Origin of the sequence: Nocardia sp. NPDC059240 (assembly GCF_042753865.1) — a bacterium.
GTDB lineage: Bacteria > Actinomycetota > Actinomycetes > Mycobacteriales > Mycobacteriaceae > Nocardia.
This window is the reverse complement of the sequence record NZ_JBHZAC010000021.1, coordinates 60,254-83,904: the sequence shown is the minus strand read 5'-3', so window position 1 is coordinate 83,904 and position 23,651 is coordinate 60,254. Positions and strand designations below refer to the sequence as shown.

Sequence of the window (23,651 nt, the reverse complement as noted above, 5' to 3'; positions counted from 1 at the left end):
CACGGTCGTGCATAATCATCACATGGCGGATGTCTCCAACGGACCCCTGCGGGTCGCGGTAGCTGGTGCGAGCGGATACGCGGGCGGGGAAGTCCTGCGCCTGCTTCTCGGTCACCCAGCCTACCGAAGCGGGCGCCTCGAGATCGGGGCGCTGACCGCGGGCTCCAATGCCGGCACCACCCTGGGTGAGCTGCAGCCGCATCTGCTGCCGCTGGCCGACCGGGTGCTTCAGGCCACCACCGTCGAGGTGCTGGCCGGACACGACGTGGTGTTCCTGGGTCTGCCGCACGGGCAGTCCGCCGCGATCGCCACGGCATTGCCGGAGTCGACGATCATCATCGACTGCGGCGCGGACTTCCGGCTCACCGACGCGAACGTGTGGGAGAAGTATTACGGCACCCCGCACGCGGGCACCTGGCCCTACGGGCTGCCGGAGCTGCCGGGCGGCCGGGATCGGCTGCGCGGGGCGACCCGGATCGCGGTGCCCGGTTGCTACCCGACCGTGTCGAGCCTGGCGCTGGCCCCGGCCATCGCCGCCGGAATCATCGAGCCGCGCGTGAATGTGGTTGCGGTGAGCGGCACTTCGGGTGCGGGCCGCAAACTCGATGTGGGCCTGCTGGGTTCGGAAGTGATGGGCTCGCTGCGGGCCTACGGCATCGCGGGCGCGCACCGGCACACCCCGGAGATCTCCCAGAACCTCAAGGCCGCCAATCCTTCCGGCGCGGACGTGAGCGTCTCGTTCACCCCCGTGCTGGCCCCGCTGCCGCGCGGCATCCTCGCCACCTGCACGGCGGCGACCACCGTGGACGCCGCGACCGCGCGGGCCGTCTACGAGAAGGCTTACGCCGATGAGCCTTTCGTGCACCTGTTGCCCGAAGGCGTACTGCCGCAGACCGGTTCGGTGCTCGGCTCCAATGCCGTCACCCTCCAGGTGACCGTGGACACCGACGCCGGGCTGCTGGTGGTCATCGGCGCGATCGACAATCTGACCAAGGGCACCGCGGGCGCCGCGGTGCAATCGATGAATCTGGCGCTCGGAATCGACGAGACCGCAGGACTTTCCACCGTAGGAGTGGCACCGTGACAATCGACAACGGCAAGCTGGTGCGGACCCAGGGCGTCACCGCACCGTTGGGGTTCCGGGCCGCGGGCATCGCGGCGGGCATCAAGAAGTCCGGCAAGCCGGACCTGGCGCTGGTGTTCAACGAAGGGCCGGAGTACGCGGCGGCGGGCGTGTTCACCCGCAACAAGGTCAAGGCCGCGCCGGTGCTGTGGTCGCAGCAGGTGCTGACCGGTGGCCGGCTGCGCGCGGTCATCCTGAATTCCGGTGGCGCGAACGCGTGTACCGGTCCGGGCGGCTTTCAGGACACCCACACCACCGCCGAGGAGCTCGCGAAGGCGTTGAGCAACTGGGGCACCGAGACCGGCGCGGGCGAGATCGCGGTCTGCTCCACCGGTTTGATCGGTGACCGGCTGCCGATGGACAAGCTGATCCCGGCCGTCACCGAGATCGTGCACGAGATGGGCGGCGGGCTGCAGGGCGGCGCGGAGGCCGCGCGGGCCATCATGACCACCGACACGGTGCCGAAAGAGGCTGCGTTCCACCATCAGGACAAGTGGAACGTGGGCGGCATGGCCAAGGGGGCGGGCATGCTCGCGCCGTCGCTGGCCACCATGCTGGTCGTGCTGACCACCGACGTGATCGCCACCCCCGCCCAGCTGGACGAGGCGCTGCGCAACGCGACCGGCTACACCTTCGACCGGCTCGACGTGGACGGCTCCTGCTCCACCAATGACACCGTGCTGCTGCTGGCCAACGGCGCTTCGGGGGTCGCGCCGTCGCAGGCGGATCTCAATGCCGCCGTGCTCGCGGTCTGCGACGACCTCGCCGAACAGCTCATGGGCGATGCCGAGGGTGTCACCAAGCGCGTGCACATCACCGTGAAAGGTGCTGTCAGCGAAGAGGAAGCGCTCATCGGTGCGCGGGCGATCGCTCGCGACAGCCTGGTCAAGACCGCGTTCTTCGGCTCCGATCCGAACTGGGGCCGGGTGCTGGCGTCCATCGGTATCGCGCCCATCGAACTGGATCCGAACCGGGTTTCGGTGTCGTTCAACGGATCTCCGGTGTGCGTCGACGGTGCGGGTGCGCCCGGCGCGCGCGAGGTGGACCTGTCCGGGGCCGATATCGCGGTGCTGGTCGAACTCAACCTCGGCGACGGTGAGGCCACCGTGCGCACCACCGACCTCTCACACGGCTACGTCGAAGAGAATTCGGCCTACAGCTCATGAACGATGTGCTGAAACAGCTTTCGGCCCTCGACAAGGCGCACGTCCTCGCCGACGCGCTGCCGTGGCTGCAGAAGTTCCGCGACAAGATCGTGGTCGTGAAATACGGCGGCAACGCCATGATCGACGACGAGCTCAAGCGGGCGTTCGCGGCCGATATGGCGTTCCTGCGCACGGTCGGCGTGCACCCGGTGGTGGTGCACGGCGGCGGGCCGCAGATCAGCGCCATGTTGAAGAAGCTCGGCATGACCGGTGAGTTCCGCGGCGGCTTCCGGGTCACCACGCCCGAGGTCATGGATGTGGTGCGGATGGTTTTGTTCGGGCAGGTCGGCCGGGAACTGGTGGGGCTCATCAACGCGCACGGGCCCTATGCGGTCGGCATCTCCGGCGAGGACGCGCACCTGTTCACCGCGACGCGGCGCACCGTGCAGGTCGACGGCGAGCCCACCGATATCGGCCTGGTCGGCGACGTCACCTCCGTCGAACCGTCGGCCGTGCTGGATCTCATTGCGGCGGGCCGGATTCCGGTGGTCTCCACCATCGCCCCGGACGCCGACGGTGTGGTCCACAACATCAACGCCGATACCGCCGCGGCCGCGCTGGCCGAGGGCATCGGCGCGGAGAAGCTCGTCATCCTCACCGATGTCGAGGGCCTGTACACGGATTGGCCCGACCGGTCCTCGCTGACCACCCGCATCGACACCGATGCGCTCGCCAAGTTGCTGCCGTCGCTGGACGAGGGCATGGTGCCCAAGATGGAAGCCTGCCTGCGTGCTGTCGAAGGTGGTGTTCCGACCGCGCACGTCATCGATGGCCGCGTGGCCCATTCGGTTCTGCTGGAACTGTTCACCGGGGAGGGCATCGGCACGATGGTCACTCCCGCACAGGAGATCTCATGAGCACAGCCGACTTGCAGGTGCGGTGGAATTCCGCCCTGATGAACAACTACGGGACCCCGAAGGTCGCGCTGGTGCGCGGCGCGGGGGCGGTGGTCTACGACGCGGACGGCAAGCGCTACCTGGATTTCCTGGGCGGCATCGCGGTCAACAGCCTCGGGCACGCGCATCCCGCCATCCTGGCGGCCGTCACCGGACAGCTCGGGACGCTCGGGCACGTGTCGAATCTGTATGCGTCCGAACCGGTCATCCAGCTGGCGGAACAGCTGCTCGCGCACTTCGGTGACGGTGACGGCAAGGCGTTCTTCTGCAACTCCGGCACCGAGGCCAACGAGGCCGCGTTCAAGATGGCGCGGTTGACCGGGCGCACCAAGATCGTCGCCTGCGAGGAGGCGTTCCACGGCCGCACCATGGGTGCGCTCGCGCTCACCGGGCAGCCGTCCAAGCGGGAACCGTTCGCGCCCATGCCGCCCGGCGTCGTGCACGTGCCCTACGGTGACGCGGCGGCGCTGGCCGCCGCGGTCGACAAGGACACCGCCGCGGTGTTCCTCGAACCCATCATGGGGGAGAGCGGCGTCGTGGTGCCCCCGGCCGACTACCTGGCCAAGGCCCGCGCCATCACCAAAGAGCATGGCGCACTGCTGATCCTGGACGAGGTGCAGACCGGTATCGGCCGCACCGGCGCGTTCTACGCGCATCAGGCGGCGGGCATCGTGCCCGATGTCATCACCCTGGCCAAGGGCCTCGGCGGCGGCCTGCCGATCGGTGCGGTGCTGGCCCAGGGCGCGGCGGCCGAACTGCTGCAGCCGGGCATGCACGGCACCACCTTCGGCGGGAATCCGGTGTGCGCGGCGGCGGCGCTGGCCGTGTTGCGGACCATCGACGAAGAGGGTTTGCTCTCGCATGTGGAGAAGGTCGGCAAGATCCTCGCCGAAGGCATCGAGGATCTCGGCCATCCGCTCGTCGACCATGTGCGGGGCGCGGGGCTGCTGCTCGGAATCCAGCTCACCGCCGATGTTTCCGCGCAGGTCGAGCTGGCCGCGCGGGATGCCGGATATCTGCTGAACGCGCCCAAGCCCAATGTGATCCGGCTGGCCCCGCCACTGGTGCTCACCGAGACCCAGGCCGACAACTTCCTGTCCGACCTGCCCGGCATCCTGGATGCCGTGCGGGCCCCGAAGGAGACCAAGTGACCATCCGGCATTTCCTGCGTGACGACGACGTCACCCCCGCCGAACAGGCCGAGATCCTCGCCCTGGCAGCGGAATTGAAGGCAGATCCGCTGGCGCGCAAGCCGCTGGCGGGTCCGCGCGGCATCGCGGTCATGTTCGAGAAGAACTCCACCCGCACCCGGTTCTCCTTCGAGATGGGCATCGCCCAACTCGGCGGGCATGCCGTCGTGGTGGACGGGCGTGACACGCAGCTCGGGCGTGAGGAGACGCTCGCCGATACCGGGCGGGTGCTCTCGCGGTATGTGGACGCCATCGTGTGGCGCACCTTCGAGCAGGCTCGGTTGGACGAGATGGCCGGGGCTGCAACGGTTCCCGTGATCAATGCGCTGTCCAACGAGTTCCACCCGTGCCAGGTGCTGGCGGATCTGCAGACGCTGCGCGAGCGCAAGGGTGGCGACCTGCACGGGCGCAATCTCACCTTCCTCGGCGACGGTGCCAACAATATGGCGCACTCGCTCATGCTCGGCGGTGTCACCGCGGGCATGAACGTGACCATCGCCGCCCCCGAGGGTTTCGAGCCCTTCGGCTGGATCGTGGAGGCCGCGCAGAAGCGGGCCGCCGAGACCGGTGCCCGGATCTCGTTCACCAGTGATCCGCTGGCCGCGGTCGAAGGCGCGGACGCGCTGGTCACCGACACCTGGACCTCCATGGGGCAGGAGAACGACGGCCGCGACCGGGTCGCGCCGTTCCGTTCGTTCCAGGTCAATGCCGGGCTGCTGGCGCGGGCGGCCGCGGATGTGACCGTGCTGCACTGTCTTCCGGCGCATCGCGGTGAGGAGATCACCGACGAGGTCATCGACGGCCCGCACAGTGCGGTCTGGGACGAGGCCGAGAACCGGCTGCACGCGCAGAAGGCGCTACTCGTCTGGCTGCTCGAGCGTTTCGAGCGAGGTGAGGGGTGAGCAGCGGCGAACGTCGCTCACCCGCCCCGGCGTCCGGCAGAGCGGGTGCGGCCATCGCGCGCACCCGCGCCGGGCGGCAGGCCCGGATCGTCGCGATCCTGTCGCAGCACGAGGTCCGCAGCCAATCCGAACTGGCCGTGCTGCTTTCGTCCGAGGGCATCGAAACCACCCAGGCCACGCTGTCGCGTGACCTCGACGAGCTCGGCGCGGTGAAACTGCGCGCGGCCGACGGCGGTGCGGGCGTCTACGTGGTTCCCGAGGACGGTTCGCCGGTGCGTGGCGTCACCGGCGGCACCGAGCGCCTTTCCAAGCTCCTCGGCGATCTGTTGGTCTCCACCGACGCCAGCGGCAATATCGCGGTCCTGCGCACCCCGCCGGGCGCGGCCCATTTCCTCGCCAGTGCCCTGGACCGCGCCGCCCTGCCGGAGATCGTCGGCACCATCGCCGGCGACGACACCATCGCCGTCATCGCCCGCGAGCCCATGACCGGCGCGGAACTCGCCGCCAAGATCGAACTGCTGGCCTGAATCGGACTGTGCCGCAGGATAATTGCGGTAGCGGTGTGGGGGCGTGCGCGTACGCTCGTTGACAAGGACTCCCCGAGCGAGGAACGCGCATGTGCGAAGGCTATGGACTGATCGCATCCTTCGAGGCCGGGACGCGGGAGCGCCCCGAAGTCCCGGACCTGGTCCAGCCGAGCCTGAGCCGGACCGACGACGGGGTGTGGGTGGTCCTGGCGCACAAGGTGGCCCACCGCACCGCGGATGACAAGTTCATCCCCGCCACCGGCGGCACCCCCTACCCCCTCGACGCCCTCGCCGAATGCCGCCGCGGCGCCACCCACCCCGCCCCGGACCCCAACTGCACCTGCGGCTTCCACGCCGTCTCCGAATCCGCCCCCGAACCCTACGGCGGCCGCTTCACCCAACTCACCGTCGCCCTGTCCGGCCGCATCCTCGCCGCCCACTGGTCCGCCGGCGGCGTCCTCTTCCGAGCCGAACGCCAAACCGTCCTCACCTGGTTCGACGCCACCATCCCCCACCCCATCCGAGTCCCCGACTACCCACCTCAACCCCCCACCCCACCCACCGAACCCGGCGGCCGCACCGCCCGCCTCCGCCCGCCCTACCCCCGGGACCTCGACAGCGCCGCTCTACGCCTCCCCGTCAGCCCACCCCCCTTCGTCCGCCTCGCCGACGACGCAGGCTACTGCAGCCGCGCCCTCCCACCCACCCGCCGTCCTACACCCCACTCGCGTCGCGATAAGTCGTTGCCCGCGAGTCGATTCGGAAGCTACAGTCCGCGCTGATCTCGCCTGAGGCGCGTAGGCCACCGGATGACCACGCCCGCAATAGTGGAGAGGGCAGCCGCCCGTTCGAGCCGGGCCGAGTCCGAGGGGAGCCCGCAGTCGGATGCGGGCTCCCTTACGCCTCACTTGATCGATTCCGACCGACACGACGACGATCGCCGGTAGGTCGGCGGCACTACGGGTTCAGGCGGTCATATTGTGCCGGTGGGCTTCCGAGCGGGAATGGACGGCCCGCTCGTGGGGTTGTGGGGCGGGTGACTCTCACTGCTGTATCCACATTGCAGGCCCGGGCGGGCAAGGAAGATCTGGTGCGGGCGCAGGCGTTGGGCCTGATTGGCCCGACGCTCGCGGAGCCGGGGTGCCTGAGCTACCAGCCGTATCAGCACCCGACCGAGCCTGGGAAATGGGTTGTGGTGGAGGACTGGGAATCACGTGCGGCGTTCGAAGCGCACTTGACCAGCCCGCATCTGCTCGCGGCGTTCGAGGCCGGCGCGGACTTGTTGAGCGGTCCGCCGGTCGAGCGGATCTTCGAAGACTGACCCTTCGAAGGCGAAATCGCAAGCAGCGGGTATCGATTCGAGGTCACGGCGTGGGGTGGATTCGATCCGGTGTCGGGAACTGGGTGAGGGTGCCGTCGGTCAATGAGTAGTACTCGAGACCGATCAGCCTTCCGTTCCGAACGAACAGAATCATGCCCCCGCCTTCGGTCTCGGCCTCCCGGGCCGGGTTGGGGACGTCCGGTGCAGTCGGTGTGTTCGGGTCCACTGCAAGGTCGATTGTGGGACAGCCGCACCGGCATTCTCCGACAACCTTCGCCGTAAGCGCCTGAGCCCGTAGTTCGGTCGCGCCGGGGAAGCTTCCCGCAAGCATGGCATCCAGAGCACCCCACTCGTCGACAGTCAATTCGCGTTCCACCATTCGAGTGTGGTGGATGAAACTCACCCACCCTGCCCCTCTCGTGAACCGTTAGTCCCCGTCCGCGACAAGATCAGGGAGTTGTCAGCGAGGGGAAGCGGACAAAATTCCGCAGTGAGAGCTCCCTGATCTTCAATGGCGCACGCTCGGGCGCCGCTGGATGCCGCCGCGGTGACCGCTCGAACGCGAGATCAATGCCGAGAAGCTGTGTTCGGGGCGGAGAGTAGTTGGGTTACCAAGTGGCGGGCGAGGGTGGGGTCGAGGCCGTCGGGGCGGAAGAGGATGCGGTACATGATGGGGGCTACGACGTGGTCGAGGATCGTTTCCACGTCGGGGGCGTGGTCGCCGCGGGCGGCGGCGCGGTCGAGGATGAGGGTGATCTGTTCGGCCGCGTAGGCGGAGCATTGGCCGGCATTGCTGCTGTCGGGGGAGCCGAGCAGGGCGTCGCGAATGTAGGCGCGGCCCACGGGGGCTGCCATTTCCTCGAGGAATTGTTCGGCCCAGGCTGTGAGGTCGGATTCGAGGGTGCCGGTGTCCTGGGGGGCCGTGTCGGGGCGCAGGCGTTCGACGGCTACGTCCGACAGCAGTTCTTGCAGATCGCCCCAGCGACGGTAGACGGTCGAGGGGGTGACGCCCGCGCGGGCGGCCACGAGCGGGATGGTGAGGGCTTCGCGGCCCACCTCCGATTCGAGCTCGTGGACGGCGGCGTGTACCGATGCCTGCACCCGTGCGCTGCGGCCGCCGGGGCGCACCATTGCCTTTCGACTCACCGAACCAGCTTAAAGCAAAAGGTTTGCTTTTGTTCGGCAGCGGGAGCTACTGTGCCTTAAAGCTAATCGATTGCTTTAATGCGGAAGAGGCTCGATGTCCACTGTCACGCCAGCCTATACGGCCACGTCGATTCCTTCCTGGACCGTCGGCGAGGTGACCTTGCGACGCATCGACGAAGTGCCGCTGCCGTCCGCGACCGGAGCCTGGTTGCTGCCGCACGCCACCCCGGAAGTGGTGCGCGAGCAGCGCTGGCTGACGCCTGACTTCGCCGACCCTGAAGGCATCCTGCGTCTGGACAGCCACAGCTTCGCGTTCGTCCTGGGTGGACAGCGTGTTCTCGTCGACACCGGTGTCGGAAACGGCAAGCAGCGGGCCAATCCCGTCTGGCACATGTTGGAAACCGACTACCTGGAGCGCCTCACGGCCGCCGGATTCCCGCCCGACTCAGTGGATCTCGTCATCCTCACCCACCTGCACGCCGATCACGTCGGCTGGAACACCCGAGCGGTGAACGGCACGTGGCTCCCGACGTTCCCCCATGCGCGCTACCTCACGTCCCGCATCGAGCGCGAATTCTGGGCCACCTACGACATGGAAGAAGCACGCGCGCAGATGTTTCGAGATTCCGTGATCCCGGTCGAGCAGGCCGGGCAGCTCGATCTGGTCGACCTCCCTGCCGAGGGAGCCGAGATCATCCAGGGTCTGCGACTGCTTCCGGTGCCCGGTCACACCCCCGGACATCTGGCCGTCCACGTGACCAGCCAGGGAGAGTCGGCGCTGATCACCGGCGACTGTATCCACCACCCCATCCAACTCGCCCATCCCGCCATCGGTTCCTGCGTCGACATCGACCCGCACCGGTCCGAAAGCTCCCGCCGCACCCTGCTCGCATCCCTCGCAGACACCCGAACCTTGATGCTGGGCACCCATTTCCCGCCACCCACCGCCGGACACGTGATCAGCGACGGCACCGCCTACCGCCTCTCACCCGTCCCGGAAGATGGTGCGCACGACCGGGATTGACATCGGCGACCAGTTCGACGAACCGGCATCAGGCTTGCAGGGCACTGTCATGACGTCGAGGTGGCCGCATGCGAATGCACGCGTTATTGCTGAATATGTCGGCCGGTCGATTCGGTCGGTGAGGATGTCGGAGCCTGCGTCTATGTTCGTGGCGGGAGGGACATCATGAGCATGACCGAGATCGTTTATCGGGTCGGGGACGCGACTGGGCCCGATGGCAGCGGGTCGGTGATCATCGCGCATGTCTGCAACGATCTCGGGCGCTGGGGCAAGGGTTTCGTTGTCGCTGTGTCGGCGCGATGGCCGCAGCCCGAGCGTGCTTACCGGGAGTGGTACAAGCAGCGTGAGTCCAGCGACTTCGGTTTGGGTGCGGTGCAGTTCGTTCGAGTTGCGCCGGATGTCCACGTGGCCAACATGATCGGCCAGCACGGCATCCGATCGAGCGCCGCCGGACCACCGATCCGTTATGCGGCGGTCGATCAGGCCCTGGAGAAACTCGGCGACTTCGCGGCGGCGGAGAATGCTTCGGTGCACATGCCCCGGATCGGATGCGGTTTGGCGGGTGGAAGCTGGGCCCGGGTCGAACCGCTCATCCACGCCCGCTTGTGCAGTCGCGGCATCGGTGTCCTCGTGTACGACCTGGAATGATCCGGTCCTCGGTTGCGCGTTGAGCGGGGTGCGCGGATCGGATGTGTGAGGATGAGCGCGTGCCGGATTGGACCTATCAGCCTTTGCGGCCCTTGGCGAACGCGGTGCTCGGGGAGCGGCGGGCGCAGGTGGGGGCCTTGCGATTCTTGTCGTCGTTGATCGGGCTGCCCGGGGGTGGGGCGGCGATCAGGCGGGTGTTCGATCATGCGGAACCGCCGGGGGAGTGGGTGGGGCGGTTCGGGGCGGTGGTGCCGGTTTCGGTGGTGCGGGACGGGATTCGGGTGCTTGCCGTGCAGGGGGCGACGGTGGTCGAGGTGGGGCCGGTGGCGGCGGATCAGGTCGAGTTGGTGCGGGCGGCTGCGCGGGGGCGGGAATGCCGGGTGGTCGCGCGGGCCGTGGATGCGGCTGTGGCTGCCGAATTGGCGGATGCGGTTGACGAGGTGATTGTCGGGGAGGCTGTCGATCGGGTTTATCTGACCGAGCCGGATATCGCGAAAGCACTGGCCGCGCTGGAGGATCCGCGGGTGACCGTGCTGGCGGCTCCGGCGGTGCTGATCGAATCCGGGCCGAACTGGTTCAACCGGGTGATCGAGGCGGCGACGCCGACCTCGCCGCCCGCGCCGACATTGCGGGAGGTGCCGTGGGATCCACGCGGATGGCCCGCATGGTTCTGGGGGCTGCTAGTCGGCATCGGGATGATCGTCGCGGGCCTCGGGGCCGGGGTGATCACGCTGGGGCCGGTATTGCTCTGGTACGACCGGGACTATCTGGGGACCGATGTGCAGGGGCTGCACGAGATCAACCATCATCTGGTGCATTTTCTGCAGCATGATCGAATCACCATGGCGGGGAACATGATCGCCATCGGATGCCTGTACGTGGGGTTGTCCTGGGGCGGTATCCGCGTGGGACGGGCCTGGGCGCGAACGGCATATCTGCTGTCGGGACTCGTGGGATTTCCGACGCTGTTCTATTTCCTGGGCATCGGATTCGTCGAGCCGTTGCATGTGGCCGTGGCGGTGGTGCTGTTCCCGATGTTCGTGCTCGCCGTGCGGGAGCGGCCCGGCCCGCCACGGTGGTCGGCGCCGAGGTGGGACTGTCCCGAACCCGTCCGCCGCCGCGCGCTCATCGGTCAGTTGCTGATCGTCGGCACCGGCGCGGGCGTGATCGTCGGCGGCATCGTCATCTCCACGGTCGGCCTCACCGGCGTTTTCGTCCCGACGGATCTGACCTTCCTGGGCACCGACGCCGACAGCCTGCGGGCCGCGAATTCCCATCTGCTGCCGTTCATCGCGCACGATCGGGCTGGTTTCGGCGGCGCGTTGATCGCGACCGGCGTGGCCATCATGCTGCTGGGACTCTGGGGTTGGCGGCAAGGCGAAGCGTGGGTCTGGTGGACGCTCGCGGGCGCGGCCTTCGCGGGCTCGGCCGCCGCGTTGACCGTGCACCTGGCCATTCACTACACGGCCTTCATCCACCTACTGCCGGTGTACTTCGGAACCGCGCTGCTGGCGACCGCGCTGGCCTTGTCCCGCTCGTATCTGTTGTGGCCCGAGGCTGCCCGCGCACGGTGATCTTCCGTCGCGCGGTCACATTTCGGCCGGGTATTCGGTCGGGTAGATATGACTATCGCGCACACCTGGCCCGGCTGGGTCGCCACCGCTTTCCTATGGTTTGTCGCTCTCGAGTTCCTGGCGGGGGCGGTGACCAAATTCTGGCCCGGCCCAACGTTTTTCGGCCCCGCATACTCGGAGAAGTTCCCGGAGTGGGGTTGGCCCGCCTGGTTCCGCTTCGTGGTCGGCGGACTCGAGGGCGTCTGTGCCGTCCTGCTGATCCTCCCGTATCACGAGAGCCGATTTCTCGCCGCCGCCGTTCTGATCCTCGTGCTGACCGGCGCGGTGGTCACCCACATCATCAACCATCACGGGCCCAAGGAAAGCTCCGCCGCCCCGGTGCATTTGGTCGTCATGGTGATCATCGCTCTTGCCACCTGGCCCTCCGATTGGGTCCGCGTGCTCCAACCGGGACTGTGGTCCTAGGTCTTCGGACCCAACGGCAGCAGCGGTATGTGGGCCACGAGGCAGAACGGATGCCCGGCCGGATCGAGCAGCACCCGCCAGCGGTCCGGGCCGGGCTGCACGTCGGCTCGACGAGCGCCCAGCCGCACCGCCTCTCGCTCGCCGATATCGAGATCGGCGACCACGAGATCCAGATGAACGGACGCCGGGGCGACACCGTCGGGCCAGGTCGGCGGCCGGTACCCCGGCACCCGGATCATCGACAGCACACCCCGTTCGGCTTGGACCACCGCCATGGTGTCCTCGCGATAGACGATCTCGCCGCCGAGCAGTGCGGCCCAGAATTCCGCCAGCGCAACCTCGTCGGCGCAATTCAAGGAGATGAGTCCCAACTGAGCGATGGCCACCCGATCGATCGTACGGGGCCTCGCGATGGCGGCGGCCGGTTCGCGGATTCGGTTCGTGTGCCCCGGTTATTGCGGTCGACCGCCGTGTCGCCCGCATTGATAGGGTCGGGCGGACATGGCGGGTCGGGTTCTCCGTGAAGGTTGGTTGATGTCCTCCCTGGTACGAATCGCATGCTCGACCGCGATTACGCTGTGCGCGGCAACCGGAATTCTGCTGGGGCAGAACGGTATTGCCGCAGCTGATGGTCCGCCGCGTGACCCGGTTCTGGTGATCGGCGGGATCGCCGCGGACGAGGGTCGGCTGGAAAGCCTGCGCGCGTGGCTCACCGAGCAGGGGTACACCGCGTTTTCGATGGTGTTGAACGGGAATCCCAGTGGTACAGCGGCGATTTCGGATTCCGCGCAGGCGCTGGCGGACAAGGTGGCCGGGATTCGTCAGCAGACCGGCGCGGCGCGCGTGGACCTGGTCGGGCATTCGATGGGCGGGCTCGCGCAGCGGTATTACGTGAAATTCCTGGGCGGTCTCGACTCGGTCGGCATGTACGTCGACTTCGGCACCCCGGAGCAGGGTGACGATCTGGCCCGGGATTGCGCGCTGGTGTCACCGGGCTGTCGGGATATGGTCCCCGGCTCGGATTTCCTGTCCCGGCTGAACGCGGATCCCGCGCTGCCGCCCGGTCTCACCGCGTACCACTTCTGGTCCGAAAGCGCTGGCGCGGAGCGGAATCCGCTGCCGGGCGCGACCAATGTCAGTATTCAGTCCTTCTGTCCCGGACGTACCGTCTCCCACGGTCAGGAGCCGATCGACGGCGCGCTGCGACAGCTCATCGATTCCGCGCTGCGCAGCGCACCGCCGGCGACCGATTGTCCGGTCAGTTGAGCGGGTACTGGCCGGGCGGGTAAGTACCGCCGCCGCCCCCGCCGGTGCCGCCGGAGGTGATGAGGTCCTGCGCGAACTGCAGTGCGGCCGAGCCGAGGGACAGGATGTCGTGGCCGAGGGTGCCGACGTTCTGGGCGAGTGTCGAGAGCATGGCTGAATCCTCCGTGTGCGCGGGAGTGATGATCTTCAGCGTGACACAGCCCGGCCGGATGTGATCGGAAAACCCGGCTATGTGCGGCTTTTCGGACATTTGTCGGCTTTAGAGCCGACCGGTCGCCCCGTAGTTGGCTGCTCGCGAATCAGTCGTTCTTGTGCGCCACCGCGAATACCCGCCGGAACGGCAGCCAGGTGGTGCCGTCGGGCTGCTCGGGATAGGCGACCCGCAGGATCGGGGCCAGCTCGGCGCGGTAAGCCTGCCAGTCGGCGTCGTCCAAGGCATCGCGGACCGGACGCAGCGCCGTGCCCGTCACCCATTCGAGCACCGGATCGGGACCGCTCAACGGCTGCAGATACGTCGTCTCCCAGGCGTCGACCCGGCGGCCCGCACCGGTCAGCACCGCGGCGTACCCGGCCGGATCCGGTACCGCCTCACGGTTGAGAATCCCTGCCGCACCCAGTTTTTCGTTCCAGCGATCCGAGGAAGCCAGCTCTCGGATCGCGAGATGTGAAGGTGCGTCGAAGTTTCCGGGAACCTGCAGCGCGAACCACGCACCCGCCGGTAGCGCCTCGATCCAACCCGGCAGCAGCGCAAGGTGATCCGGTACCCACTGCAGCACGGCATTGGTCACCACCACGTCGGTGTCCGGCGCGGGCAGCCAATCCCGCACATCGGCGACGGTCGCGTCGATCCCGTGTTCCTTTGCCGCGGCGACCATTTCGGGTGACGAATCGAACGCCTCCAGCGCCGCTCCCGGCCACCACTGCCCCAGGGTGACGGTCAGATTCCCGGGTCCACACCCCAGATCCGCCACCCGCCGCGGCCGCGTCGCGCCCACTCGATTCACCAGGTCGAAGAACGGCCGCGCCCGCAGGTCGTCGAAGGCCAGGTACTTGTCCGGATCCCACACGGGTCGCTCCGATCATCTCGAATATCCCAAACCGTACGTCCGTACTGTATTCCCCGAAAGGTCCCGGTGCAAGGATGGGACCGGTTGGTCGGGACCCGGTTATGAATGGGATTGCATCGTCGTGCATAATCATTTGCAGGATGACGGAGCGCGCCATGCGGCGCAGCGCGCCGGCCCGAGACCCACACGCACAATCGAGGAGCACACGGACTATGACCAAGCGCGTCGTACTCGCCTACTCCGGCGGGCTGGACACCAGTGTCGCCATCAGCTGGATCGCCAAGGAGACGGGCGCGGAGGTTGTCGCCGTCGCCATCGACCTGGGCCAGGGTGGCGAGGACATGAACGACGTGCGCCAGCGCGCGTTGGACTGCGGTGCGGTCGAGTCCATCGTGGTGGACGCGCGCGACGAGTTCGCCAACGAGTACTGCCTGCCGACCATCCAGTCCAACGCCCTCTACATGGGCCGCTACCCGCTGGTGTCGGCCATCTCCCGGCCGCTGATCGTCAAGCACCTGGTCGAGGCCGCCGAATACCACGGCGCCGACACCGTTTCGCACGGTTGCACCGGTAAGGGCAACGACCAGGTCCGCTTCGAGGTCGGCATCGGCGCGCTCGCGCCCGACCTGAAGGTGATCGCGCCGGTCCGCGACTACGCCTGGACCCGTGAGAAGGCCATCGAGTTCGCCGGGCAGAACAACCTGCCGATCAACGTGAGCAAGAAGTCGCCGTTCTCCATCGACCAGAACCTGTGGGGCCGCGCGGTCGAGACCGGGTTCCTCGAGGACCTGTGGAACGCGCCGACCAAGGACGTCTACGACTACACCGTCGACCCGACCGTCAACTTCGAAGCCCCCGACGAGCTCATCGTCACCTTCGACAAGGGTGTCCCGGTCGCCATCGACGGCCGTCCGGTCAGCATGCTCGAGGCCATCACCGAGATGAACCAGCGGGCCGGCCGTCAGGGCGTGGGCCGTCTGGACATGGTCGAGGACCGTCTGGTCGGCATCAAGAGCCGCGAGATCTACGAGGCCCCGGGCGCGATCGCGCTGATCACCGCGCACCAGGAGATGGAAGCCGTCACCGTCGAGCGCGAGCTGGGCCGCTACAAGCGTCAGGTCGAGCAGCGCTGGGGCGAGCTGGTGTACGACGGCCTGTGGTTCTCGCCGCTCAAGCGCGCGCTGGACGCCTTCGTCGCCGAGACCCAGCAGCACGTGTCCGGTGAGGTCCGCATGGTCCTGCACGGCGGCAACGTCGTCGTCAACGGCCGTCGCTCCGACGAGTCGCTCTACGACTTCAACCTCGCCACCTACGACGCGGGCGACACCTTCGACCAGTCGCTGGCCAAGGGCTTCGTGCAGATCCACGGCCTGTCCTCGAAGGTCGCTGCGCGCCGGGATCTCAACAGCAAGTAGTAGCCTCGCGACCGAGACCTCGGCCGAAGGAGACACGCCCATGCGAACCGATGACGACAGTTGGGACATCACGGAGAGCGTGGGCGCGACCGCCCTCGGCGTGGCCGCGATCCGCGCCTACGAGACCAACCGCGAGGACGCCCTGTTCCGGGATCCGTACGCGGCGAAGCTGGTCGGCGCGGTGGCCTCACCGGGCTGGAACAATCTCATGGCCGGATCGCTGACCGGGCAGAGTCTCACCGACGGTGATCTGCGCGGCTGGTCGATGGGCAGTGTGCTGATCGCCCGCACGGTGTTCTTCGACGAGTACTTCGCCGCCGCCGTGCAGGCCGGGATCCGGCAGATCGTGATCCTGGCCGCCGGGCTCGACGCTCGCGCCTACCGGCTCGAATGGCCTTCCGGCACCCGGATTTTCGAGCTCGATCAGCCGAAGGTGCTGGCGTTCAAGGCGCGTGCGCTGGCCGACGACGAACCCGCCGCCGACCGCCGCGAGGTGGCCATCGACCTGCGGCAGAACTGGCCGAAGGCTCTGCTGGACAAGGGCTTCGAACCGGAGCAGCCGACCGCCTGGCTGGCGGAAGGACTGCTGCGGTATCTGCCGGGCGACGCCCAGAACCGGTTGCTCGAGCAGGTGCTCGAACTCAGCGCACCCGGGAGCCGGTTCGCGCTGAACCTGGGCCGGGGCAACGATATGGCCGACGAGTTCCGGGAGCGGCGGCAGAAGGTCATGGCGGAGGCCGGAATCCAGATCGACCTGGAGAACCTGTGGTACCCGTGGGAGGACCGCCACGACCCCCGCGACTGGTTCGCCATGCACCAGTGGCTGGTGACCGAGGGTGACCCGGTCGCCCTGCTCGAAGACCACGGCCGGTCCGTCCCCGAGGCGGCGAAGGCCGGTATGGGCGAACACATTCTGATGACCGCGACGAAACCGCGAGGAGACGACACGCTATGACCGAGGGCGGCAGCACGAACGAAGGCGCGCTGTGGGGTGGACGTTTCGCGTCCGGCCCGGCCGCGGCGATGGCGGCGCTGAGCAAGTCGACGCACTTCGACTGGGTGCTCGCACCGTACGACGTGCGCGCCTCGAAAGCTCATGCGCGCGTGCTGCACAAGGCCGGGCTGCTCTCGGAATCCGATCTGACGGGCATGCTCGCGGGCCTGGATTCCCTTGCCGCCGACGTGGAGTCGGGTGCCTTCGGGCCGCTGGAGTCCGATGAGGACGTGCACGGCGCGCTCGAGCGCGGGCTGATCGACCGGGTCGGCACCGAGCTCGGCGGCCGCCTGCGTGCGGGCCGCTCCCGCAACGACCAGGTGGCCACCCTGTTCCGGATGTGGCTGCGGGATGCGGTGCGGCGCATCGGTTCCGGCGTGCTGGACGTGGTGGATGCGCTGGTCGAGCAGGCCGCCGCCCACCCGGACGCGGTCATGCCGGGTAAGACCCACCTGCAGGCCGCGCAGCCGGTACTGCTCGCGCATCACCTGCTGGCGCACGCGCATCCGCTGCTTCGCGACATCGACCGGATCCGTGACTTCGACAAGCGGGCCGCGGTGTCCCCCTACGGTTCCGGCGCGCTCGCGGGTTCCTCGCTGGGCCTCGACCCGGAAGCCATTGCCGCCGAACTGAACTTCGACTCCTCGGCCGCGAACTCCATCGACGCCACGTCCTCGCGTGACTTCGCCGCCGAGGCCGCGTTCGTGCTGTCCATGATCGCCGTCGACCTCAGCCGCATGGCCGAAGAGGTCATCATCTGGAGCACACCGGAATTCGGCTACATCACCCTCGCCGACGCCTGGTCCACCGGCTCCTCGATCATGCCGCAGAAGAAGAACCCGGACGTCTCCGAACTCACCCGTGGCAAGGCCGGCCGCCTGATCGGCAACCTCACCGGCCTGCTCGCGACCCTGAAGGCCCAGCCCCTGGCCTACAACCGCGACCTGCAGGAAGACAAGGAACCGGTCTTCGACTCGGTCGCCCAGCTGGAGTTGCTGCTCCCCGCCATCGCGGGCCTGGTCTCCACCCTGACCTTCCACACCGACCGCATGGCCGAACTCGCCCCGGCGGGCTTCACCCTCGCCACCGACATCGCCGAATGGCTTGTCCGCCAGGGTGTCCCGTTCCGTGTCGCCCACGAGGCAGCGGGCGGCTGCGTCCGCGCCGCCGAGTCCCGCGGCGTCGGCCTGGACGAGCTCACCGACGAGGAATTCGCCGCCGTCGACCCGGCACTGACCCCGGGCGTGCGCGACGTGCTCACCGTCCAAGGCTCCATCGCCTCCCGCAACGCGCGCGGCGGCACCGCGGGCACCCAGGTCGTCAAGCAGCTCGAAGAGGTGCGTGGCACCGCCGCCACCCAACGCGCCTGGCTCAGCTGACCATTCGCGGTCGACGGCGTGTGAGGATTCCGGATCCGGAATCCTCACAGGCCATCCGCCTTCGGGTTCATCGGGGTTCGCTCGGCCGGAGTCCGCGTAATACAGTCGTGATAGGCCATCGTGGCCTGGGTCCGGAGGTTCTTGTCGGGATCCAGGCCGAGCTTCTTGTATATGGTGGTGAGAGTGTTCGCGACCCGGGTCTCGGAGAGTCCGACCTTCTTGCCGATCAGGTCATTACCCAGATGGTCGGCGAGCCCCTCGAGAATTTCCAGCTCCCGCTTGTTCAGCGCCCAGATCGTTTCGCAAATCGCCGCTGTGGCAATGGATTTCGGATTCGACTTCAGGTCGATTATCCGCAGCGCGTCAGCTGCGCTGCGCATGACCTGCTCGACCAGATCGTCGCGGCGTCCGAGGGGCCGCACTCCCAGCGCGACGGCAATCTTGTCGTCCCCGTAAGCGATGCTGAACTTCACGCGGTCGCGCGCCCAGGCGGGCCGGTCGGCGGGATCGCTCGGATCGGGCGGCAGCGGGGGTCCGTCGGCCTCGATGTTCACGTAGTGCCCTTGGCTGTTCCTGCGGTACAGCGCCAGACCTTCGTCGCGTAGGACCTTGCGAATATAGCTGCGGACCTCGATGTCGGTCTCGGGCGGGCGGTTGGGCGGTCGCGCATTCCTATGATCGGCGAGTCGCCGCCGGTCCGAAAGGAGGAATGCGAGCGGAACCACAGCCGCCGCGAAGGTCCCCACCAGATGTACTGCCAGCGGAGTGGACACGGGCGCAACGGAATAGCTTGTCAGCGCCCAGGCAGCCTGGCCCGCGATCTCCACGGTCGCTGCGAGGCCGACGATGAGGATGGGCAGCAGTTCGCGGCGCTGCAGGACGGGTTCGCGCCGCCATCGGCGCAATACCAGCACGGTGCCGATGAGGGCGAGGGACAGCGACACACTCCAGGTGAGGTAGTAAACGAACGCGCGGCCGTAACCCGGCAGCATGGGCCACCAGGCCCCCGGCGGCGGTGGGAAGGGCGACTTCAGAAACACCAGAACAGAATTCGTGACGACCACCCAGCCGCACGACGCCAGTACATACCAGCGTTCCCAGGTATCAGCGAGTCCGGTGCCCGGGTAAGCGAAGAACGCTGCCACAAGTAGAAGTGGACCGACCGGTCCGAACAGTGCCGCCAGCAGCGGGTACGGGCCGGACGTACGGGAGTGTAGTTCGGCTGCGATCCAGGCGAATCCGGCGGCGACCAGCAACAGGCCGTCCAGTTCGATGCCCTCGTTATGGCATACATACAAGCCGGTCCCCGCGATCAGAACGCCGATCCCCGCGGCCACGACCACCACGGATCGCTCGGCGGACGGTGCGGCAAATACGAACACCGCGAAGATCAGTGCGGCGGTGATGATCAAGACCCGTCGAACGGTCTTCCCCCGAAGAATCACATGCTCAGTCTGTCATGGCAGGTCACGGACACACGGTAGTTTTCTCTGCCGCTCCCGGGAGCTTCCTCCGCGCCAACGGTAGCTTCCTCCTCTGGTGGCCGGCGGGCCGAGCGCGTGCAGTGAGAGGCATGACAACTCCGCAAGTTCCGCACGGCCCGGCGGACGGTGGTCCCGGGCTCGGTGCGCTGCAATCCCTGTCCGGCGCGCTCACCGGTCTGCGCGAGGCGGTCGGCTCGATCCCGATCCCGCCGCGGCGACAGTTGCTGCTCACCTACGAGACGGTCATCGCCTGGCTCGCGGACCACCGCCCGTCCGGTGGGACCGCCGTCCGAGGCGCGGTGATGCGCGGACCGACTCCCCGCGGCCGGATCCGGGTCGATGTCGTCTTCCTCGACGCCTCGAACAGCATCGTGAACGGACCGGACGGCCGGCCCTGCGGTGGTCAGTTCGTCGTCGATGTCCTCGATGACGAACTGAGCGAAAGCTTCGGTACGCAACGGCTTTTCCTCGTCGACTGATTGGAGAACCCCCATGGAAATCGTCACGATGGTGCTGCTCGGTATCACCGTGCTGCTCAATATCGCCAACCTCGTCCTGGAGGTGGTGCTGCGGTACAGCCAGATTGCCGAATGGTTCCGAAGTCGGCGTGGGGTGCGCTCACGCGGGTACGGTGCGGCCGACCGGCGGCGGCTCGGATTCACGCTGCAGGATCTGCTGGCCAATGGTGAATATCGCACGGTCCAGGGCGTTTTCGATGCCGGGACCGGCGAGGTCGAGGCGGGGGTGCGGTCTATCAGGTCGCGCGCGGTCGACTCGACGATGCGATCCATCCACGCGGGCGACCGGCTCGCCATCTACCCCTGATCGGAAGGGAAGTTCACCAATGACGCTGCACTTCAGCGGGATTCCGGCGGATCTGCCTGCCGGCAAACGCGCCGTGGTCCAGTCCCGGCTCGCGAAGGCGCTGGAAGGGATCGCGGAGCGGGACACGCCGATGACGCTCGGAGTGTCGAATGTCGCGTTCGAGCAGAACGCCGGCCCGGAGCGGGCGGGCGAAGTGTCGATGAGCGAGCGGGCGCGGCAGTTCACCGCGGGCCCGCCGAGTTGGAGGCTCGATCAGGTGGTTCTCCCGCAGCAGGATCGGGAGGCACTGCTCGCGGCATCCAATGCGATCCGATACCGCTCGAAGATCCAGGACGAGTACGGATTCGGGAGGATCGAGCCGCGCCCGAGCGTCGCACTCAACTTTCACGGTGAGCCAGGGACCGGGAAAACCATGGCAGCGCACGGGTTCGCTCATCACCTCGGCCTGCCGATCCTGACCGCCGGATATGCCGAGATCGAGAGCATGTACCACGGTGAGGGGCCCAAGAACGTCAAGGCGTTGTTCCATGCGGCCGAGCAGGCGGGCGCACTGCTGTTCGTCGACGAGGCGGATTCGTTGCTTTCGCGGCGACTTTCGGCGGTCACCCAGGGGTCCGAGCAGGCCGTCAACGCGATGCGCAATCAGATCGTGCTATGCCTCGACGAGTTCGTCGGCGTGGTCGTCTTCGCCACGAACCTCGTCGAGAACTACGATCCCGCGTTCGTATCGCGAATCCTTCAGGTTCACTTCACGATGCCCGATCATGATGCCCGCACTGAGATTTGGCGAAACTGGTTGAACCTGTTGACGGTTCCCTGGGCGGTGGATGTCGACCCCGGCCGTTTGGCCACCGCGACCGATGGGTTGAGCGGGCGCGACATGAGAAACGTTCTGAGTGATGTGCTCGAGCGGGCGGCCCCCGAGGATCAGGAGGTGTATGCGGCCGACTTCGACGCCGCGGTCACCCGCTTCCGCGAGGCCACCCGGTCAGCGACGCCTTCGGCCCGGGTCGCGACGGTCGCGGAGCAGCAGGCCATCGAATCGAGTCTGCTACGTCGCGGCGTACTCGAATGCGATGGTGCACAGTCGAACTGACCGAGTGCTGGACGAGCTGACGCTCGAAAACGGTGACGGCCCGTTGGGTTTCCAATCCGGAGACCCAACGGGCCATTTCATCAACCGCGTCGATAGTTCATATGCTTGGCAGCGGGTACCGCGGCACGACCTGCGTCGTGCACCTTCCCGTTCGCGGTGGTCTGCTGCTTCTTGTCAGCCTTCCCCCGCCGCTCCCGCCGCGACAACGGGCGTTCGGCGGGGTCTTCGGCAGGGATTTCGGGCAGCGAAAAGCGCTCGGGCATCAGTCCTCCTATGGGTATGTGTGACCGACTAACCGGATTCGATCGCCGGTCGGAATCGGAAATGCCACAGGCACGGTCACTACGACGGACCGCCGGGCGTCACAAACGAAGAATGCTCAGGAGAAGAGCTGCAACCACATGCCGAGCACTGTAACCACGTGGCCGCAGCTCCCGCATCCCATTTATTCGTCGAGGTCCAGAGGTGCCCGCTCGAAGAGTTTCACGAGCTTGCCGCGAAGCTCATCGTCGGGTTCCGCGATGGCCGCCTCGCCGATCCAATCGCGGACATCCGCAGGCAGATCGGGACCGAAGATCCTGTCTGCGGCTTCCATCCCGATCCGACGCATACGCGTGCCCGCTGACCGAATCGCGGTTCGTATCAAGGGCCGTGCGGGTGCCGCCGCGGCGGGGCCGAGGCGTGACAACACGGATTCGAGGATGTGTTCCTCGGATCTGCCCAATGGCGCGCCACCGGGTTCCGGCCCGCAGGCCAGCTCTGCCAGCGGTAGTGACCGGCCTGCCAGCCACGCGAGGTCGGCGAGTTCGGGTTCCGGCGTGCGCTTGGACACCCACGCCCATGCGTACAGGCTGTGTGGTGGCCGTTGGATACGTGCCATCGCCTGCGAATACCCGTCGACGCCGACGTAGTCGGCGCATCCGAGGGCCCGGTTGAATTCCTGGTCGCTGTCGGGACCGGCCAGTATCGACCGGACATGGTCGGACCAGTCGGGTCGGGTGAGCAGGGCCGAGAAGCGGTCGAGCAGGCGCGACACGTCGGCTGGTGGCCATTCCAGTTCGGGCGGAAGCCTTTTGTGCAGCAGCCACTTCAGTCGGTGAGCCGTGCCGATTCGAGCGAGGGTCGGGGGAGCGGACTCGAGCAGCTCGCCGAAGCGATCGACGACCGCAAGGGCGTCGGGGTAGTGCCTGATATCCGCGGCCGGGCCACCCCATGACACCAAGGAGCTGATAATCTCCGCGGCACCGTCGAGAAGTTCGGCATCGATCTCGGATTCGAGGAGTGCCTCGTAAAGCCCGCCCGTGGTGGCTGCGATATGGGCGAGATACTCGTACATGACGCCGTTGCGGAAGCCTTCGCGCAGCAACCACGCTTTGATTTTGGGATTCTGAGTGCCGTCGAGCCGTTCGACGGCGTGGATGCGCCCCCATCCGTCGACACTTTGTGCCAGCTGATGAAGTGCCCTGTCCCGATCGGGCTGGGTGTTGGCCAGGGCGACAGCGGCATAGAGGGTCAGGTCGTCCAAATGGCCGAGGAGCAGGAGCAATTCGAGGTCCCGGTGGTCCCCGGCCACTCCCAGAATGATGATGCCGACGGCAACCGCGTTGCGGCGGGTGCCGTGTTCGACCAGAGCCCGAGCCAGACATCGCAACATTTCGGTCGGCAGGTCACTCTCACGGAGTTCCCGGACGAGGTCGTCTGCGATATCGAGCGCTCGACATTCGGCGAGCCGGTCGTGCAGCGCGGTCATCGCTTGGGAATTGGGTGCGGCGATAATCTGGACAATATCGCCGACTAGCGATGTGGCGGGCGGAGATTCGTTGTCGGATTTGAAGTGATGCGTGTAGACGCCGTCGCGAACCGTCGAGTTCAGAAACGTTCTGCTGGAAGAGGTTTCGTCAGGCAACGGATGGCCGTCGTTCGGCCAAGGGCCGGGGCCGTGCAATGCCGTGAGGCTGAGAGCGTGAGCGAGGTAAGTGGTTCGGTCGTCCGAGTTTTCGGGAGCCGGCCACTGGCCGGGGATCACCGGCAGGGGCGCGCGGCGCCCTTTCCATTGAAGAAGTTCACGGTAGAACCATAGAGCACGGCAGACGATGGGGAAAGG

28 protein-coding genes are annotated in these 23,651 nt (G+C 67.3%); 20 read left to right on the top strand and 8 right to left on the bottom strand.

Features of this window, described 5'->3' with window-relative positions; all coding sequences use genetic code 11:
* The first annotated feature begins 22 nt into the window (after window positions 1-22).
* From argC to ACFXHA_RS44070, 8 genes are all read left to right on the top strand, one after another.
* The gene (gene argC, locus ACFXHA_RS44105) at window positions 23-1,084 is read left to right on the top strand and encodes an N-acetyl-gamma-glutamyl-phosphate reductase (protein ID WP_379367195.1); all 1,062 of its coding nucleotides are present in this window, start codon (window positions 23-25) and stop codon (window positions 1,082-1,084) included.
* Window positions 1,081-2,289: a bifunctional glutamate N-acetyltransferase/amino-acid acetyltransferase ArgJ gene (gene argJ / locus ACFXHA_RS44100; protein ID WP_379367194.1), complete on the top strand. Its 1,209-nt coding sequence runs from the start codon at window positions 1,081-1,083 to the stop codon at window positions 2,287-2,289. The genes argC and argJ overlap by 4 nt, the downstream gene beginning before the upstream one ends.
* Window positions 2,286-3,185, top strand: coding sequence for an acetylglutamate kinase (argB, locus tag ACFXHA_RS44095; RefSeq protein WP_379367192.1), 900 nt, complete (start codon window positions 2,286-2,288; stop codon window positions 3,183-3,185). The genes argJ and argB overlap by 4 nt, the downstream gene beginning before the upstream one ends.
* Window positions 3,182-4,375: an acetylornithine transaminase gene (locus tag ACFXHA_RS44090; protein WP_379367190.1), complete on the top strand. Its 1,194-nt coding sequence runs from the start codon at window positions 3,182-3,184 to the stop codon at window positions 4,373-4,375. The genes argB and ACFXHA_RS44090 overlap by 4 nt, the downstream gene beginning before the upstream one ends.
* 2 nt (window positions 4,376-4,377) lie before the next feature.
* Entirely contained in the window at window positions 4,378-5,316 is a 939-nt protein-coding gene (gene argF / locus ACFXHA_RS44085) for an ornithine carbamoyltransferase (RefSeq protein ID WP_379367255.1), read from the top strand.
* The gene (locus ACFXHA_RS44080; protein WP_379367188.1) at window positions 5,313-5,843 is read left to right on the top strand and encodes an arginine repressor; all 531 of its coding nucleotides are present in this window, start codon (window positions 5,313-5,315) and stop codon (window positions 5,841-5,843) included. Before argF ends, ACFXHA_RS44080 begins: the two co-directional genes overlap by 4 nt.
* An 89-nt stretch (window positions 5,844-5,932) precedes the next feature.
* Window positions 5,933-6,625, top strand: coding sequence for a hypothetical protein (locus ACFXHA_RS44075; protein ID WP_379367186.1), 693 nt, complete (start codon window positions 5,933-5,935; stop codon window positions 6,623-6,625).
* Between the two features lie 254 nt (window positions 6,626-6,879).
* Window positions 6,880-7,164 (top strand): putative quinol monooxygenase, encoded by a 285-nt coding sequence (locus ACFXHA_RS44070; RefSeq protein ID WP_379367184.1) that lies wholly within the window; start codon window positions 6,880-6,882, stop codon window positions 7,162-7,164.
* 43 nt (window positions 7,165-7,207) lie between these two features.
* Here ACFXHA_RS44070 and ACFXHA_RS44065 read toward each other — a convergent pair whose 3' ends face one another.
* Together ACFXHA_RS44065 and ACFXHA_RS44060 are read right to left on the bottom strand one after the other, a co-directional pair.
* Window positions 7,208-7,543: a hypothetical protein gene (locus tag ACFXHA_RS44065; RefSeq protein WP_379367182.1), complete on the bottom strand. Its 336-nt coding sequence runs from the start codon at window positions 7,541-7,543 to the stop codon at window positions 7,208-7,210.
* 188 nt (window positions 7,544-7,731) lie between these two features.
* The gene (locus tag ACFXHA_RS44060; protein ID WP_379367180.1) at window positions 7,732-8,310 is read right to left on the bottom strand and encodes a TetR/AcrR family transcriptional regulator; all 579 of its coding nucleotides are present in this window, start codon (window positions 8,308-8,310) and stop codon (window positions 7,732-7,734) included.
* 94 nt (window positions 8,311-8,404) lie between these two features.
* On the opposite strand from ACFXHA_RS44060, the gene ACFXHA_RS44055 reads away from it, so the two are divergent.
* The 4 genes from ACFXHA_RS44055 (at window position 8,405) to ACFXHA_RS44040 (ending at window position 12,021) form a co-directional block, all read left to right on the top strand.
* Window positions 8,405-9,334 (top strand): MBL fold metallo-hydrolase, encoded by a 930-nt coding sequence (locus tag ACFXHA_RS44055; protein ID WP_379367178.1) that lies wholly within the window; start codon window positions 8,405-8,407, stop codon window positions 9,332-9,334.
* 165 nt (window positions 9,335-9,499) lie between these two features.
* Window positions 9,500-9,982: a macro domain-containing protein gene (locus ACFXHA_RS44050; RefSeq protein ID WP_379367176.1), complete on the top strand. Its 483-nt coding sequence runs from the start codon at window positions 9,500-9,502 to the stop codon at window positions 9,980-9,982.
* A gap of 59 nt (window positions 9,983-10,041) precedes the next feature.
* The gene (locus tag ACFXHA_RS44045; RefSeq protein WP_379367174.1) at window positions 10,042-11,556 is read left to right on the top strand and encodes a hypothetical protein; all 1,515 of its coding nucleotides are present in this window, start codon (window positions 10,042-10,044) and stop codon (window positions 11,554-11,556) included.
* Window positions 11,557-11,604: 48 nt separating this feature from the next.
* Window positions 11,605-12,021, top strand: a complete 417-nt coding sequence (locus ACFXHA_RS44040) for a DoxX family protein (RefSeq protein ID WP_379367172.1) — start codon at window positions 11,605-11,607, stop codon at window positions 12,019-12,021.
* Here ACFXHA_RS44040 and ACFXHA_RS44035 read toward each other — a convergent pair.
* On the bottom strand, window positions 12,018-12,407 hold the full coding sequence (locus ACFXHA_RS44035; protein ID WP_379367171.1) for a VOC family protein: 390 nt from the start codon (window positions 12,405-12,407) through the stop codon (window positions 12,018-12,020). The two genes, ACFXHA_RS44040 and ACFXHA_RS44035, sit on opposite strands and share 4 nt — an antisense overlap.
* A gap of 148 nt (window positions 12,408-12,555) precedes the next feature.
* On the opposite strand from ACFXHA_RS44035, the gene ACFXHA_RS44030 reads away from it, so the two are divergent.
* Entirely contained in the window at window positions 12,556-13,287 is a 732-nt protein-coding gene (locus ACFXHA_RS44030) for an esterase/lipase family protein (RefSeq protein WP_379367169.1), read from the top strand.
* Here the strand turns inward: ACFXHA_RS44030 and ACFXHA_RS44025 are convergent.
* Entirely contained in the window at window positions 13,280-13,438 is a 159-nt protein-coding gene (locus ACFXHA_RS44025) for a hypothetical protein (RefSeq protein ID WP_379367168.1), read from the bottom strand. The genes ACFXHA_RS44030 and ACFXHA_RS44025 overlap by 8 nt on opposite strands.
* A gap of 148 nt (window positions 13,439-13,586) precedes the next feature.
* Entirely contained in the window at window positions 13,587-14,354 is a 768-nt protein-coding gene (locus ACFXHA_RS44020) for a trans-aconitate 2-methyltransferase (protein WP_379367166.1), read from the bottom strand.
* 212 nt (window positions 14,355-14,566) lie between these two features.
* On the opposite strand from ACFXHA_RS44020, the gene ACFXHA_RS44015 reads away from it, so the two are divergent.
* Genes ACFXHA_RS44015 through argH form a run of 3 tightly spaced genes read left to right on the top strand, consistent with a single transcriptional unit; the run spans window position 14,567 to window position 18,142 of the window.
* A complete protein-coding gene (locus tag ACFXHA_RS44015) occupies window positions 14,567-15,769 on the top strand; it encodes an argininosuccinate synthase (protein WP_379367164.1) in 1,203 nt (400 codons plus the stop codon).
* Window positions 15,770-15,809: 40 nt separating this feature from the next.
* Window positions 15,810-16,724: a class I SAM-dependent methyltransferase gene (locus ACFXHA_RS44010; protein WP_379367162.1), complete on the top strand. Its 915-nt coding sequence runs from the start codon at window positions 15,810-15,812 to the stop codon at window positions 16,722-16,724.
* The gene (gene argH / locus ACFXHA_RS44005) at window positions 16,721-18,142 is read left to right on the top strand and encodes an argininosuccinate lyase (RefSeq protein ID WP_379367160.1); all 1,422 of its coding nucleotides are present in this window, start codon (window positions 16,721-16,723) and stop codon (window positions 18,140-18,142) included. The genes ACFXHA_RS44010 and argH overlap by 4 nt, the downstream gene beginning before the upstream one ends.
* 44 nt (window positions 18,143-18,186) lie before the next feature.
* Here argH and ACFXHA_RS44000 read toward each other — a convergent pair whose 3' ends face one another.
* Entirely contained in the window at window positions 18,187-19,587 is a 1,401-nt protein-coding gene (locus ACFXHA_RS44000) for a LuxR C-terminal-related transcriptional regulator (RefSeq protein ID WP_379367158.1), read from the bottom strand.
* A 128-nt stretch (window positions 19,588-19,715) separates the two neighbouring features.
* Here ACFXHA_RS44000 and ACFXHA_RS43995 point away from each other — a divergent pair, with 128 nt between their 5' ends.
* Genes ACFXHA_RS43995 through ACFXHA_RS43985 form a run of 3 tightly spaced genes read left to right on the top strand, consistent with a single transcriptional unit; the run spans window position 19,716 to window position 21,547 of the window.
* Window positions 19,716-20,105 carry a hypothetical protein gene (locus ACFXHA_RS43995; protein ID WP_379367156.1) on the top strand — a complete coding sequence of 130 codons (390 nt, stop codon included), beginning with the start codon at window positions 19,716-19,718 and terminating at the stop codon, window positions 20,103-20,105.
* A 13-nt stretch (window positions 20,106-20,118) separates the two neighbouring features.
* On the top strand, window positions 20,119-20,451 hold the full coding sequence (locus tag ACFXHA_RS43990; RefSeq protein WP_379367154.1) for a hypothetical protein: 333 nt from the start codon (window positions 20,119-20,121) through the stop codon (window positions 20,449-20,451).
* A gap of 19 nt (window positions 20,452-20,470) precedes the next feature.
* Complete coding sequence (locus ACFXHA_RS43985) at window positions 20,471-21,547, top strand: ATP-binding protein (protein ID WP_379367152.1); 1,077 nt, start codon at window positions 20,471-20,473, stop codon at window positions 21,545-21,547.
* A gap of 80 nt (window positions 21,548-21,627) precedes the next feature.
* Here the strand turns inward: ACFXHA_RS43985 and ACFXHA_RS43980 are convergent, their stop codons facing one another.
* The gene (locus tag ACFXHA_RS43980) at window positions 21,628-21,810 is read right to left on the bottom strand and encodes a hypothetical protein (protein WP_379367150.1); all 183 of its coding nucleotides are present in this window, start codon (window positions 21,808-21,810) and stop codon (window positions 21,628-21,630) included.
* Between the two features lie 182 nt (window positions 21,811-21,992).
* Window positions 21,993-23,072 (bottom strand): hypothetical protein, encoded by a 1,080-nt coding sequence (locus tag ACFXHA_RS43975; RefSeq protein WP_379367148.1) that lies wholly within the window; start codon window positions 23,070-23,072, stop codon window positions 21,993-21,995.
* Here ACFXHA_RS43975 and ACFXHA_RS43970 point away from each other — a divergent pair, their 5' ends adjacent.
* On the top strand, window positions 23,073-23,345 hold the full coding sequence (locus ACFXHA_RS43970) for a hypothetical protein (protein ID WP_379367146.1): 273 nt from the start codon (window positions 23,073-23,075) through the stop codon (window positions 23,343-23,345).
* The last annotated feature ends 306 nt before the right edge of the window (window positions 23,346-23,651 follow it).

Coding starts and splice junctions, on each gene's coding strand:
- ACFXHA_RS44050 (WP_379367176.1), top strand. CDS start 9,500: ATGAGCATGACCGAGATCGTTTATCGGGTCGGGGACGCGACTGGGCCC.
- ACFXHA_RS43980 (WP_379367150.1), bottom strand. CDS start 21,810: ATGCCCGAGCGCTTTTCGCTGCCCGAAATCCCTGCCGAAGACCCCGCC.
- argB (WP_379367192.1), top strand. CDS start 2,286: ATGAACGATGTGCTGAAACAGCTTTCGGCCCTCGACAAGGCGCACGTC.
- ACFXHA_RS44025 (WP_379367168.1), bottom strand. CDS start 13,438: ATGCTCTCGACACTCGCCCAGAACGTCGGCACCCTCGGCCACGACATC.
- ACFXHA_RS44055 (WP_379367178.1), top strand. CDS start 8,405: ATGTCCACTGTCACGCCAGCCTATACGGCCACGTCGATTCCTTCCTGG.
- ACFXHA_RS43970 (WP_379367146.1), top strand. CDS start 23,073: ATGGCCGAGGAGCAGGAGCAATTCGAGGTCCCGGTGGTCCCCGGCCAC.
- ACFXHA_RS44040 (WP_379367172.1), top strand. CDS start 11,605: ATGACTATCGCGCACACCTGGCCCGGCTGGGTCGCCACCGCTTTCCTA.
- ACFXHA_RS43985 (WP_379367152.1), top strand. CDS start 20,471: ATGACGCTGCACTTCAGCGGGATTCCGGCGGATCTGCCTGCCGGCAAA.
- argH (WP_379367160.1), top strand. CDS start 16,721: ATGACCGAGGGCGGCAGCACGAACGAAGGCGCGCTGTGGGGTGGACGT.
- ACFXHA_RS44010 (WP_379367162.1), top strand. CDS start 15,810: ATGCGAACCGATGACGACAGTTGGGACATCACGGAGAGCGTGGGCGCG.
- ACFXHA_RS44065 (WP_379367182.1), bottom strand. CDS start 7,543: ATGGTGGAACGCGAATTGACTGTCGACGAGTGGGGTGCTCTGGATGCC.
- ACFXHA_RS43995 (WP_379367156.1), top strand. CDS start 19,716: ATGACAACTCCGCAAGTTCCGCACGGCCCGGCGGACGGTGGTCCCGGG.
- ACFXHA_RS44015 (WP_379367164.1), top strand. CDS start 14,567: ATGACCAAGCGCGTCGTACTCGCCTACTCCGGCGGGCTGGACACCAGT.
- ACFXHA_RS43990 (WP_379367154.1), top strand. CDS start 20,119: ATGGAAATCGTCACGATGGTGCTGCTCGGTATCACCGTGCTGCTCAAT.
- ACFXHA_RS44030 (WP_379367169.1), top strand. CDS start 12,556: ATGTCCTCCCTGGTACGAATCGCATGCTCGACCGCGATTACGCTGTGC.
- ACFXHA_RS44075 (WP_379367186.1), top strand. CDS start 5,933: ATGTGCGAAGGCTATGGACTGATCGCATCCTTCGAGGCCGGGACGCGG.
- argC (WP_379367195.1), top strand. CDS start 23: ATGGCGGATGTCTCCAACGGACCCCTGCGGGTCGCGGTAGCTGGTGCG.
- ACFXHA_RS44090 (WP_379367190.1), top strand. CDS start 3,182: ATGAGCACAGCCGACTTGCAGGTGCGGTGGAATTCCGCCCTGATGAAC.